The sequence below is a fragment of the Hyphobacterium vulgare genome (assembly GCF_042643335.1).
GTDB classification, from domain to species: Bacteria; Pseudomonadota; Alphaproteobacteria; order Caulobacterales; family Maricaulaceae; genus Hyphobacterium; species Hyphobacterium vulgare.
Genome location: NZ_JBHRSV010000024.1, coordinates 1 through 11,967, shown reverse-complemented (window position 1 = coordinate 11,967; position 11,967 = coordinate 1). Strand labels below are relative to the sequence as shown.

11 protein-coding genes and 1 pseudogene are annotated in these 11,967 nt (G+C 66.9%); 6 read left to right on the top strand and 6 right to left on the bottom strand.

The features are described from left to right. A pseudogene (locus ACFOOR_RS15290) lies at positions 1 to 116 on the top strand (IS30 family transposase); the annotation flags it as partial. A gap of 167 nt (positions 117 to 283) precedes the next feature. On the opposite strand, the gene mutT reads toward ACFOOR_RS15290, so the two are convergent. Together mutT and ACFOOR_RS11710 are read right to left on the bottom strand one after the other, a co-directional pair. Further along, on the bottom strand, positions 284 to 694 hold the full coding sequence (gene mutT, locus ACFOOR_RS11715; RefSeq protein ID WP_343165799.1) for an 8-oxo-dGTP diphosphatase MutT: 411 nt from the start codon (positions 692 to 694) through the stop codon (positions 284 to 286). A 50-nt stretch (positions 695 to 744) separates the two neighbouring features. After that, a complete protein-coding gene (locus tag ACFOOR_RS11710; protein ID WP_343165798.1) occupies positions 745 to 1,701 on the bottom strand; it encodes a peptidylprolyl isomerase in 957 nt (318 codons plus the stop codon). A 168-nt stretch (positions 1,702 to 1,869) separates the two neighbouring features. On the opposite strand from ACFOOR_RS11710, the gene secA reads away from it, so the two are divergent. After that, the gene (gene secA / locus ACFOOR_RS11705) at positions 1,870 to 4,584 is read left to right on the top strand and encodes a preprotein translocase subunit SecA (protein ID WP_343165797.1); all 2,715 of its coding nucleotides are present in this window, start codon (positions 1,870 to 1,872) and stop codon (positions 4,582 to 4,584) included. Continuing rightward, entirely contained in the window at positions 4,568 to 5,038 is a 471-nt protein-coding gene (locus ACFOOR_RS11700) for a GNAT family N-acetyltransferase (protein ID WP_343165796.1), read from the top strand. The genes secA and ACFOOR_RS11700 overlap by 17 nt, the downstream gene beginning before the upstream one ends. Here ACFOOR_RS11700 and ACFOOR_RS11695 read toward each other — a convergent pair. The 4 genes from ACFOOR_RS11695 to ACFOOR_RS11680 all read right to left on the bottom strand — a co-directional run bounded on the left by ACFOOR_RS11695 (position 5,035) and on the right by ACFOOR_RS11680 (position 8,777). Then, positions 5,035 to 6,018 (bottom strand): acetyl-CoA carboxylase carboxyltransferase subunit alpha, encoded by a 984-nt coding sequence (locus ACFOOR_RS11695; RefSeq protein WP_343165795.1) that lies wholly within the window; start codon positions 6,016 to 6,018, stop codon positions 5,035 to 5,037. The genes ACFOOR_RS11700 and ACFOOR_RS11695 overlap by 4 nt on opposite strands. 101 nt (positions 6,019 to 6,119) lie before the next feature. Further along, complete coding sequence (locus tag ACFOOR_RS11690; RefSeq protein ID WP_343165794.1) at positions 6,120 to 7,043, bottom strand: tyrosine recombinase; 924 nt, start codon at positions 7,041 to 7,043, stop codon at positions 6,120 to 6,122. Next, positions 7,040 to 8,665, bottom strand: coding sequence for a hypothetical protein (locus tag ACFOOR_RS11685; RefSeq protein WP_343165793.1), 1,626 nt, complete (start codon positions 8,663 to 8,665; stop codon positions 7,040 to 7,042). Before ACFOOR_RS11685 ends, ACFOOR_RS11690 begins: the two co-directional genes overlap by 4 nt. Continuing rightward, complete coding sequence (locus ACFOOR_RS11680; protein WP_343165792.1) at positions 8,637 to 8,777, bottom strand: hypothetical protein; 141 nt, start codon at positions 8,775 to 8,777, stop codon at positions 8,637 to 8,639. The genes ACFOOR_RS11685 and ACFOOR_RS11680 overlap by 29 nt, the downstream gene beginning before the upstream one ends. Before the next feature lie 128 nt (positions 8,778 to 8,905). On the opposite strand from ACFOOR_RS11680, the gene ACFOOR_RS11675 reads away from it, so the two are divergent. The 3 genes from ACFOOR_RS11675 to ACFOOR_RS11665 are packed head-to-tail and all read left to right on the top strand — an operon-like array spanning position 8,906 to position 11,819. Beyond that, positions 8,906 to 9,460, top strand: coding sequence for a shikimate kinase (locus ACFOOR_RS11675; RefSeq protein WP_343165791.1), 555 nt, complete (start codon positions 8,906 to 8,908; stop codon positions 9,458 to 9,460). Continuing rightward, complete coding sequence (gene aroB, locus ACFOOR_RS11670) at positions 9,457 to 10,554, top strand: 3-dehydroquinate synthase (RefSeq protein WP_343165790.1); 1,098 nt, start codon at positions 9,457 to 9,459, stop codon at positions 10,552 to 10,554. Before ACFOOR_RS11675 ends, aroB begins: the two co-directional genes overlap by 4 nt. Further along, a complete protein-coding gene (locus tag ACFOOR_RS11665) occupies positions 10,551 to 11,819 on the top strand; it encodes an HlyC/CorC family transporter (RefSeq protein ID WP_343165789.1) in 1,269 nt (422 codons plus the stop codon). The genes aroB and ACFOOR_RS11665 overlap by 4 nt, the downstream gene beginning before the upstream one ends. Positions 11,820 to 11,967 lie beyond the last annotated feature (148 nt).

The following is an 11,967-nucleotide window of genomic DNA, read 5'->3' as shown; positions in this document are numbered from 1 at the left end:
CCGCCTACAACAACACCCCGCGCAAATGCCTTGACTACAGAACCCCCGCAGAGGCCTTCTCAGACCACCTGTTGCACTTCAAACGAGAATCCACCTTCCCGCCTACGCGGGAATGACGTCGCCGCCTAAAGCGGCACGGCCGCATCCGTGAAAGCCTGCATCACGAAGGGGCCGATCGTCATCAGCGCGGCAACGCCGGCGATGGCGACCAGAACCGCAATGATCGAGTATTCGATACTGGTGCCGCCCCAGGTCTCGGCGGCAAAGCGCGTGAAAAACCGGGCTAGAGCCGATCTCGGATTTCCGCCGCCAGCGGCCAGTCGGCCGGGGCCAGGTCGAAATCCATCAGCTTCGCGGGCCGTACCCAGGCAATCTCCTGCCCCTCGGTCGGTTGAGGAAAGCCGTCCCATTGCCGGCACAGGAAAAGCGGCATGACGATGTGGAACGCCTCGTAGGGGTGCGACACGAAGGCGAAGGGATGCAGGCATCGCTCGCATGGTTCTACCCCCAATTCCTCGCGCAGTTCGCGCGTCACGGCTTGTTCCGGCGTTTCGCCGGGCTCGATCTTTCCGCCCGGAAATTCCCAATAGCCCGCCATCGGCTTGCCTTCGGGCCGGCGGGCGATGAGCACGCGTCCATCGGCGTCCAGCAAGGCGCAGGCGGCCACGTAAAGCACCGGGCGCTGATCAGGCATATTGACCGATCTCCCTTAATTCCGGGTTCGCGAGGATGGTTAAGCGGGTCTTATTCGCCGTCTTCCGGCGCGTCATCGCCGGTCTCTTCGGGCGCGTCGGCGGGCGGGACCGGATCGCCGTCGGCGCGCAGCACACCGGGCTCGACCGGCTCGCGGCGGCGAATGTCGGCCTCTTCCTCAAGGCGGGTGATCAGGGTCTCGATCTCCTGGAAGGTCAGAAAGCGGACGATGCCCGGGCGCATCTGGTCAAGCGTGCGCCCCTCGGCGGTGCGCAGGTTCTCCACCTTGAGGAGGTGCCAGCCCGATGCCGTTTCGAACGGTTCGGAGACCTGGCCAGCGGGTGTGTCGAACGCCACTTCGGCGAAGGCCGGCAGGACGCCCTGGCGGGTGAAATAGCCCAGATCCCCGCCTTCGAGGCGCGTCGCCGTATCGAGGCTGTAGCGCACCGCCAGTTCGGCGAAGTCGGCGCCGGCCTCGATCAGGCGGCGGATCTCGTCGGCCTCCTCGCGAGACGAGACGAGGATATGCCGGGCGCGCACCTCGGTTGCCGGGCGGGACAGTTCGCTCTGCTCCTCGAAGACGCGCTGCACGCGCTCGTCGGTCACCGCCTCGGCGATCGTGCTTTCCAGGAGGACATTGCCGAGGATGCGTTCCTCGGCCATCGCGATGCGGCGGCGCGCCTGCGGTGTGTCGCGCAGACCGAGGCGTCGCGCCTCCAGCGCCAGCAGTCGCTGGTCGATCAGTTCGTCAAGCACCCGCTGATAGGACGGGTCGCCGGTCGCCAGCGTGCCGCCCTGCGCGATCACGCCCTGGGCGGCGGCCTCGCGCAACACATCGGAATGGCGGATCACCGTGCCGTTGACCTCGGCGGCGATCACCTCCTCGCCCTCGGCGAGCACCGCGTCACCGGGCAGCGAAATGCCGTCATCGGAGTCCGGCACGTCGGGGCCGCACGAAACCAGCAGCAAAACTGCGAAAGCCGGTATGAGGGACAAATATCTGATCATGAAAGACTTCCCGGGACCGGCCGGCCAACAGGCCGCAGCCCCCGTTCATTGACACCCTAACCCGCCAATCTTAAGTCAGCCGGGCATTATTCCGTGGCGATGCGGCGTCCGCCGTATCCGGGCCGCCGCCATGTGGCGCGGTTCTATCAGTTGGTTTCAGGGTCTTCCATGCTTTCTATCGCCCGCAGGCTGCTCGGCTCGTCGAACGACCGCAAGGTCCGCAAGTTCCAGCCCATCGTTGCGAAGATCAACGCGCTGGAGCCCGAGTTCGAAAAACTCACCGACGCCCAGCTGATCGGGAAGACCGAGGAATTCCGCCAGCGCGTGGCCGACGGCGAGAGCCTCACCGCGCTGCTTCCGGAAGCCTTCGCCAATGTCCGCGAGGGTGCAAAGCGCGCGCTCGGCATGCGCCATTTCGACGTCCAGCTGGTCGGCGGCATCGTGCTCAACAATGGCGGCATCGCCGAGATGAAGACCGGTGAAGGCAAGACGCTGGTCGCCACCCTGCCGGTCTATCTCAACGCGCTGACCCAGAAGGGCGTGCATGTCGTCACGGTGAACGACTATCTCGCCAAGCGCGACGCCGAATGGATGGCGCAGGTCTATTCCAAGCTGGGCATGACGACCGGCGTGATCCTGCACGGCCTCAATGATGACGAGCGCCGCCGCGCTTATGGCTGCGACATCACCTATGGCACGAACAACGAGCTCGGCTTCGACTATCTGCGCGACAACATGAAATACTCGCTGGATGACATGGTCCAGCGCGGCCACCACTACGCGATCGTCGACGAGGTCGACTCGATCCTGATCGACGAGGCGCGCACGCCGCTGATCATCTCCGGGCGGACCGAAGACCGCACCGAATTCTACCGGACGATCGACACCATCATCCCGCTGCTCGGCGAGGAGGATTACCAGATCGACGAGAAGGCGCGCTCGGTGGTCTTCACCGAGGACGGCAACGAGCATATCGAACAATTGCTGAAGGAACGCGGCCTGATCGAGGACGGCGATCTCTACGATGTCGAGAATGTCTCGGTCGTGCACCACATCAACCAGGCCCTGAAGGCCCACAAGATGTTCAAGCGCGACAAGGACTACATCGTGAAGGGCAGCGATGTGGTGCTGATCGACGAATTCACCGGCCGCATGATGCCGGGGCGCCGCCTGTCGGACGGCCTGCACCAGGCGATCGAGGCCAAGGAAGGGGTCGACATCCAGCCGGAAAACCAGACGCTGGCCTCGATCACCTTCCAGAATTACTTCCGCCTCTACAAGAAGCTGGCCGGCATGACCGGCACGGCGGCCACCGAGGCCGACGAATTCTTCTCGATCTACAAGCTGGAAGTCGTCGAAATCCCGACCAACAAGCCGGTCGCGCGGATCGACAACGAGGACCAGGTCTATCGCACCGCGAACGAGAAGTTCGCGGCGATCACCGAGGAAATCCTCGACTGCCAGCAGCGCGGCCAGCCGGTTCTGGTCGGCACGGTGTCGATCGAGAAATCCGAGGTCCTCTCGGAAATCCTGAAAAAGAAGAAGATCACGCACCAGGTGCTGAACGCCCGCTATCACGAGCAGGAAGCCAGCATCATCGCCCAGGCCGGCGTGCCGGGCTCGGTGACGATCGCCACCAACATGGCCGGCCGCGGCACCGACATCCAGCTTGGCGGCAATGTCGATTTCCGCCTCGCCGACTGGGTCTCCGAAGAGAAGCAGGCCGGTCGCGAACCGACCGAGGACCAGATCAAGGCGAAGCGGTCGGAAATCGCCGCCGATGTCGCGACGAAGAAGAAGCAGGCGCTCGACGCCGGCGGTCTCTACGTCATGGGGTCGGAGCGCCATGAAAGCCGCCGGATCGACAACCAGTTGCGCGGCCGGACGGGCCGTCAGGGCGACCCGGGCAAGTCGCGCTTCTTCATCTCCGTGGAAGACGACCTGCTGCGCATCTTCGCGCCAGAACGGCTCGACACGATCATGCGCACGCTGGGCCTGAAGGAAGGCGAGGCGATCGAGCATCCGTGGATGTCGAAGGCGCTGGAGACCAGCCAGAAGAAGGTCGAGCAGCGCAATTTCGACATGCGCAAGAACGTCCTCAAATACGACGACGTGATGAATGACCAGCGCAAGGCGATCTTCGAACAGCGCATCGAATTCATGTCCGACACCGACCTCTCCGACGTCGTGAAGGACATGCGCCACCAGGCCGCCGAGGACCTCGTCGAGACCCATATCCCGCCGAAGGCCTTTGCCGACCAGTGGGATATCGAAGGCCTGCACGAAAAGGTGCTGAACACGTTCGGTCTCGACCTGCCGATCGCCGAGTGGGCAGCCGAGGAAGGCATCGCCGACGAGGAAATCCGCGACCGGATCACCGACGCCGCCGACAAGTCCTATGCCGAAAAGGTCGCCGAAGTCGGTCCCGAACTGATGCGCCGGGTCGAGAAGTACGAGCTTCTGCGCACGATCGACGACAACTGGCGCGAGCATTTGCAGCAGCTCGACGCGCTGCGCTCGGTGATCGGCCTCAGAGGCTATGCCCAGCGCGATCCGCTGAACGAGTACAAGACCGAGGCGTTCAACCTGTTCGAACACCTGCTGGAGAGCCTGCGCGAGGAGTTTACCCGCCGCATCATGGGCATCCGCATCCAGATGCAGCAGCGCCCGCAGGCACCGCAGCCGCCGCGCCAGATGCAGGCGATCCATGCCGATCCGCGGACAGGTCAGAACGAGATGGCCGCAGCCGGCGACGCGCTCGGCGATCACAGCGAGATCGATCCGGACAATCCGGCGACCTGGGGCAAGGTGCCGCGCAACTCGCCCTGCCCGTGCGGCTCGGGCAAGAAATACAAGCACTGCCACGGTGCGCTCGTCGCCTGACATCACGCTGCGCAGCCCGCGGCCTAGTGAGGCCGCGGCGCTGTCCGCGCTCTGCCTGCGTTCGAAAGCCCATTGGGGCTATGACGCGGTCTTCCTCGACACCGTCGCGCCCTATCTGCAGGTCGATCCGGAGCTGATCGCGGGCGATTTCGTGCGCGTGGCGGAAGACGCGGCGGGCCGGGCGCTCGGCGTCGTTCAGGTCGACCCGAAGGGCAAGGCCGGCACGCTCGACCTTCTGTTCATCGAACCCTTCGCCATCGGCACCGGCGCGGGCCGCGCGCTCTATGACTGGGCGAAGGCACGGCTCAGGGCGGCCGGCGAGACCCGGATGACGATCCTGTCGGACCCGGATGCCCGCGGCTTCTACGAGCGCATGGGCGCGGTGTTCATCACCGACCGCCCCTCCGACGTGTTCAAGGGACGGGTTTTGCCCTGGCTGGAGGCGGAGGTTTAACCCTCGCCGGCCTGCATGCGGCCGATGGCGTAGAAGCGGTCGCGGCGCTTCTTCTTCAGCTTGTCGGCCGGAAGGCCGTCGAGCGCGCCGACCGCCGCGTCCAGTGCATCGCCGACATGGCGGATCGTGGTTTGCGCGTCGCGGTGCGCGCCGCCGACCGGTTCGGTGACGATACGGTCGATGATCTTCAGCCCGATCAGGTCCTGCGCGGTGATCTTCATCGCCGCCGCCGCGTCCTTGGCCCGGGCCGAGTCGCGCCACAGGATGGAGGCGCAGCCCTCCGGCGAGATCACCGAATAGATCGAGTGTTCGAGCATGATGACGGTGTTGGCGCTGGCCAGCGCGACCGCGCCGCCCGAGCCGCCCTCGCCCGTGATCACGGACACGAGCGGCATGCCCAGCGTCAGGCAGCGCTCGGTGCAGCGCGCGATCGCTTCGGACTGGCCGCGTTCTTCCGCGCCGACGCCGGGATAGGCACCCGCCGTGTCGACGAAGGTCAGGACGGGCAGTTTGAATTTCTCGGCGAGATCCATCAGGCGGATCGCCTTGCGATAGCCTTCCGGGCGCGCCATGCCGAAATTGTGCTTCAGCCTGGTCTGGGTGTCGTGGCCCTTCTCATGGCCGAGCACAACGACCGGACGGCCGCGGAAGCGGCCGATGCCGCCGACGATGGCGTGGTCCTCGCCATAGCGGCGATCGCCGCACAGCTCCTCGAAATCCTCGATCAGCGCCTTGCGGTAATCGCGGAAATGCGGCCGGTCGGGGTGGCGGGCGACCTGGGTCTTCCGCCACGGATCGAGCTTGGAATAGAGATTGGCCAGCTGATCCGCCGATTTCTGGCGCAGCTTGCCGATCTCCTCGGCCACGTCCGGGCCTTCGGCTGAGTTGGAGCGTGCGAGCTTTTCCAGCTCCTCGATCTTCGCATCGAGTTCCGCAATCGGACGTTCGAAATCGAGATAGGTACGGGTCGGATCGGACATGAGCTCTCTGTTGTGACGCCGCAGTACAAAGCTTGGGGCGCGAAAGCGCCGGGCAACCTATCACCCCTTACGCAAGGAACAAGCCGCGGAAACCACCGGTTTCAGCGCCGCGCCAGCGGGTGGGCGGATTCGACGAGGCTGCGCAAGCGCTCCTCCAGCACATGGGTATAGATCTGGGTCGTCGAGACATCGGCATGACCGAGGAGGAGCTGAACAGCGCGCAGGTCCGCGCCATTGGCCAGAAGGTGCGTGGCAAAGGCGTGCCGCAGGACGTGGGGTGAAATCTTGGACGCGTCGAGACCAGCTGCCCCGGCGAGCGCGGCGAGGATGCGGGCAAACTGCTCGCGCGTCAGATGCCCGGCGGTTGCCGTGGCTGAGGGGAAGAGGAAGCGTTCCGCCCTGGCCCGTTTCGGCCCGGGTTTCGGCAGGTGCGCGTCGCGCACCTCGCGATAGGCGGCGACGGCGTCGAGCGCCGAATCGGTCAGCGGGACAAGGCGTTCGCGCCCGCCCTTACCGGTGACATGGATGCAGGCCTCGGCGCGGGAAAAGGCGTTGAGCGGCAGTCCGACCAGTTCGGAGACCCGCAAGCCGCCGGCATAGAGGATTTCGAGCAGAGCCCGTGTACGTATGCCCGCCGGTCCGTCGAGGTCATCGGCGGCGCGGAACAGGGCGTCGACATCGTCCTCCGACATGATTTTCGGCAGGGGCCGTCCGCGTGCCGGACCTTTCAGCGGCGCGGCCGGATCGTCGCCGCGCAGGCCCTCGGACAGCAGGAATCGGTAGAAGCGCCGCGCCGCGGACAGGCGGCGGGCCGCGGTCGCGGGCGACAGACCGTCGCGGCGCATGCTGGTCAGCACCGCTTCGAGATCGCCGGTCTGAGCCGTGATCAAATCCGCCCCGGTCCCGGACAGACGTGCGGACACGTCGTCGAGATCGCGGCGGTAGGCGTCGAGCGTGTTGGCTGCAGCCCCGCGTTCGGCCGCCATCATGTCGAGGAAAAGCGCAATGGCCCGGGCGGGCGTCACGCGGTCTCCTCGATGATGCGGGCGAGCAGCAGGTCGCGCGCGGCGTCCGAAAGCCCGGCCCGGTCGAGCGCGGAAACGACCTGCATCAGCGTACCGGGAGCAGCGCCTTCGAGGCCGTCCTGCAGCGCCGCCGCCGCGAACAGCGCCGTTTCGGCATGCGCGCCGGAGGCCGAGGCCGCCGCCATGCCGAGCAGCGCCGGCGAGGCCTGCGGTTCGGTTTCCAAAAGGGCGACACGCCAGTCCGGCGACACCGGGGCACCCATCAGCGCCAGCATGGCGACATCGCCGATGCCTTCCGTGCCGGCTTCGAGCCGGGCGCCGGTCAGGGCGACCATGGATTCGCGGCCGATCTGGTTCTGCGCCACGGCGATGGCGAGGTCGAGCGCGACGAGGAGACGCGGCGCGGGCGGTGCCCATTCCGGCTCGTCGGCGTCGGACATGACCGGTTCCATCGCGGGGCCCTCATCAGGGCCCTTGCCGATCAGGTCGTCGATCGTGGCCGGGGCGGGATAGCTGCGGCGCGGCGGACCGTCATCGAGCGCGCGGCGCCAGCGGATCGCCGTCTCGCGGTCGCCAGCGGCCAGGGCCGCGAGCACGAAACGATGGCCGTGGTCCAGCGTCGCGGCGGTCACCGGAATGGTGTCGATCTGCCCGCCATAGCGGCGGGCGACGGGGATGAAGCGGTTCTCGGACGCGGCATCGGCCAGGGCCTGCCCCAGCGCCAGGCCGGCGGTGAGGCGGTCATAGTCCTGGCGGATCAGCTGGTCCCAGGCGGAGCGGCGCTCGGCACCCTGCAGCGTCTCGGCATAGGTCATCGCCGCGCCGATCTCGTCGGGCAGCTCGACCGGCTCGGACGTGGATTCGGCGACTTCGGTCAGCCAGCCGGGGGCATCCGACAGGTCAAGCACAGGCTGGTCCTCGCCCGATGCCACGCGCGCGAGGGCCAGTTCCAGACCGGTATCGATCGACACGTCCGGGTCGTTCCACTGGCCGATCGTGACGGCATAGAGCAGCGTGTCGAAATCGCGGTCCGGCTCGGCCGCGCTGGCCAGGTCCGCTGACAGTTCAGCGGCGGCGGCTTCGCCATTGATGGCATGGCAGGCCGCGCGGGCGCGCAGCCAGTAAGGCTGGTTGCGGCCGTCGATCAGGCCGTTGGTGGTGCGGCAGGCGGCGGCCGTTTCGCCCAGCGCGAAGCCCAGCTCGGCATGCCAGCGGGCCAGCGCCGGCAGGCGTTCGAGGCCGGGCGTGCGTTCCAGCAGGGCATAGGCCGCGATCGGGCCGGTCGCCGCGAGAACGCGTTCGGCACGCAGCACCGCCAGCGCCTCGTCGCCGCGTCCGCCGTCGGGCGGGGTTCCGCCGGAAAGCAGGACGCGTCCGGCGAAGTCGGCCACTGCCATCGAGCCATAGGCGTCGTCATCCGGGCCGGGCAGCGCCAGAAGCGCCGCGCGCGCCGTCGCGGCGTTGGAATTGCGCCACATGTCGTTGGCAAGCGGGCGCTCGGCGACATTGACCTCGAGCGGGTCAAGACTGCCGAGTTCCTGAACCTGGATGTCCTGTGCCGCGGCGGGGGCGGCGAGGACCAGCGCCAGCAGGCTAGCGCGGGAAATCATCTTCGAGATCAACGCGAACCTCCTCACGGCCGGGGTCGATGCCCTCGGCGAGCAAAACGAGTGTTCCGAATCCCGCGGCCACAAGGACCAGCAGGACCAGAAATCCGATCAGCATTCCGCGCATGCTTGCTTCCCATCCTGGCCGCGCATCGACATTGGGGCGACAGGGTAAGGCCGATTGCGGCAAATTCCAGACAGCGCGGCATGATAGCGGTCTTCCGGCGTGCTGCGGCGCACACTACACTCACGCCCATGTCACAGATCGCCGCCCAGCCCGATGCCCGGATCGACCGTCCCATCGCCCTTGTCGGGCTGATGGGCGCGGGAAAGACGACGGTCGGCCGGCGGCTGGCCCGGGCGCTGGGTCTGAGATTCTTCGACGCCGACCGGGAAATCGAACGCGCCGCGGATCGCAGCGTGGTCGAGATATTCTCCGACTTCGGCGAGGAAGCCTTCCGCGACGGCGAACGCAAGGTCATCGCCCGCCTGCTGGACGAAGGCCCCTGCGTCATCGCGCTCGGCGGCGGGGCGTTCGCCAATGACGCGACCCGCGCCCTGATACGCGAAAAGGCCGTCACGGTGTGGCTGAAAGCCGATCTCGACACGCTGATGGAGCGCGTTTCGCGCCGCGAAACGCGCCCGCTTCTGCTGACCGGCGATCCGCGCCAGGTGATGGCCGATCTGATGGCGAAGCGCGAAGCGGCTTACCGCCAGGCCGACCTCACCGTCGACGCCACCAGCGCCAGCCACCAGGCGACGATGAAGGCGATCGTCGCGGCACTCGAAGATGCGGGCGTGCTGTCATGAGCGGGATCGAGACCGTCCCCGTTGCGCTCGGCGATCGCAGCTATGACGTCGTGATCGGCGCCGGTGCACTCAAGAGCGCCGCGCCGCGCGTCCGCGAGATTTGCGGCCGACGGGCCGTGGTGGTCACCGATTCGACGGTGGCGGGCCTGCATCTCGACACGTTGACCAAGGTGTTCGAGGCCGAAGGCGTTGCCGTCGACCCCGTCATCGCGCCGCCGGGCGAGGCGCAGAAGAGTTTCACGGGCCTCGAGGCGCTGGTCGATGCGCTGACCCATGCGGGGGTTGAGCGCGGCGACACGATCCTCGCCTTCGGCGGCGGCGTGATCGGCGACCTGACCGGGTTCGCAGCCTCGATCTACATGCGCGGCATCGATTTCATCCAGATCCCGACGACGCTCTTGGCGCAGGTGGATTCCTCGGTCGGCGGCAAGACGGCGATCAATACGCGGGCGGGCAAGAATCTCGCCGGCAGCTTTCATCAGCCGCGCCTGGTCATTGCCGATACGGACTTCCTGACCACCCTGCCCGAGGGCGAAATCCGCGCCGGCTATGCGGAAATCGTGAAGGCCGCGCTGATCGGCGATGAAGCGATGTTCGGCCGTCTGGAAGCCGCCGGACCGGCCCTGCTCGATCCGGCGCGGATCGGGGCGGCGGTCGCCGACGCGGTGCGGTTCAAGGCCGCCATCGTGGCCGAGGACGAGCGCGAGGCGGGGCGCCGGGCGCTGCTCAATCTCGGACATACATTCGCGCACGCCTTCGAGGCCGAAGCCAAGGGCGGGGTGCGTCATGGCGAGGCGGTCGGCTGCGGCCTGGCGCTCGCCTTCACCTGGTCGGCGCAGGCCGGTGAATGTCCCCGCGAGGACGCCGAACGGGTCCGCGCGCACCTGACCGCAATGGGGCTGGCGGGACGGATCGCCGACCTGCCCGGCGGACCCTATGACGCGCGGCGGCTGGCCGACCGGATGCGGCACGACAAGAAGAATGCCGACGGCTCGATCACGCTGATCCTCGCGAAAGGGATCGGAAACGCGTATATCCGGCGCGGAGTTGAGGCAGACCGCCTCGCAGAGTTTCTGGAAGACCAAATCGCATGATCGAATCCTGGGGCCTTGTTGCGCCCATCGCCATCATCTTCGTCCTGCTCATCCTGTCGGGCTTCTTTTCCGGGTCGGAAACCGCGCTGACCGCCGTGTCGCGGGCGCGGATGCTGGCGCTGGAGAAGGACGGCAACCTGGCCGCGGCACGGGTCAATGCCCTGACCGCCAACGGCGAAAAGCTGATCGGCGCGATCCTGCTCGGCAACAACCTCGTCAATATCCTCGCCTCGACGCTGGCGGCGACCGTCTTCCTGCACCTGTTCGGGGAGCTGGGCGTGGCCTATGCCACCGCCGTCATGACCGTGCTGGTCGTGATCTTCTCCGAAGTGCTGCCCAAGACCTATGCCCTGTCCAATCCCGACCGGGTGGCGCTGACCGTGTCCTGGCCGATCCGGCAGGTGGTGCGCGTGTTCTGGCCGATCGTCGCCGGGCTGCAAGCGATCGTGCGGGTGATCCTGCAGGCGCTCGGCGCCCGGGTCAGCGGCCCGCTGTTCTCGCCGCACGATGAAATCCGCGGCCATATCGACCTGCACCACCAGGAAGGCGGGGTGGTGAAGGATGACCGCGACATGCTGGGCGGCGTGCTCGACCTGCGCGAACTGACGGTCGACGACATCATGGTCCACCGCAAGAACATCACCATGCTGGACATCTCCACGCCGGCGGCCGAACTGGTGACCCAGGCGCTGGTCAGCCCGCACACCCGCCTGCCGCTCTATGAAGGCGATGCGGAGAACATCATCGGCGTGCTGCACGCCCGCGATCTCGCCCGCGCTCTGCTGGAAGCCGGCGGCGATCCGGGCAAGATCGACGTGCGCGGCATTGCGCGCGACCCGTGGTTCGTGCCGGAGACCACCGAACTCCTCGAACAGTTGAACATCTTCAAGGAGAAGCGCGAGCACTTCGCCCTCGTGGTCGACGAGTATGGCGCGCTGATGGGCCTCATCACGCTGGAAGACATCCTCGAAGAGATCGTCGGCGAGATCGAGGACGAGCACGACATCACGGTCGAAGGCCTGAAACCCGAGGGCGACGGCATCTGGCAGGTCGACGGCTCGCTGCCGATCCGCGACCTCAACCGCGCGCTCGACTGGTCGCTGCCCGACGAGGAAGCGGTCACCGTGGCGGGCCTGGTGATCCATGAGGCGCAGACCATCCCGGAAACCGGGCAGGTGTTCAGCTTCCACGGCGTGCGGTTCGAAATCCTCGAACGCCGCCGCAACCAGATCACCCGCATGCGGATCGCGCGGAGTCCGGACTAGGTTTTCCTCGCCCTTTCCCCGCCTTCGCGAGGACAGGCGAGGCTGCCTTCGGCGGCACCTCAGCAACCGTGTTGTTGCGGGTTGTTCCAGGTCTGGTTTCTGGCGACGAGGGTGTTGAGGAGAATGGTGAGTTTCCGGGTTGCGGCGA

What these genes read in the sequence shown, in the direction of transcription:
- mutT (WP_343165799.1), bottom strand. Translation starts at nt 694, where the DNA reads ATGCCTGATCAGCGCCCGGTGCTTTACGTGGCCGCCTGCGCCTTGCTG.
- ACFOOR_RS11710 (WP_343165798.1), bottom strand. Translation starts at nt 1,701, where the DNA reads ATGATCAGATATTTGTCCCTCATACCGGCTTTCGCAGTTTTGCTGCTG.
- secA (WP_343165797.1), top strand. Translation starts at nt 1,870, where the DNA reads ATGCTTTCTATCGCCCGCAGGCTGCTCGGCTCGTCGAACGACCGCAAG.
- ACFOOR_RS11695 (WP_343165795.1), bottom strand. Translation starts at nt 6,018, where the DNA reads ATGTCCGATCCGACCCGTACCTATCTCGATTTCGAACGTCCGATTGCG.
- ACFOOR_RS11680 (WP_343165792.1), bottom strand. Translation starts at nt 8,777, where the DNA reads ATGCGCGGAATGCTGATCGGATTTCTGGTCCTGCTGGTCCTTGTGGCC.
- ACFOOR_RS11675 (WP_343165791.1), top strand. Translation starts at nt 8,906, where the DNA reads ATGTCACAGATCGCCGCCCAGCCCGATGCCCGGATCGACCGTCCCATC.
- aroB (WP_343165790.1), top strand. Translation starts at nt 9,457, where the DNA reads ATGAGCGGGATCGAGACCGTCCCCGTTGCGCTCGGCGATCGCAGCTAT.
- ACFOOR_RS11665 (WP_343165789.1), top strand. Translation starts at nt 10,551, where the DNA reads ATGATCGAATCCTGGGGCCTTGTTGCGCCCATCGCCATCATCTTCGTC.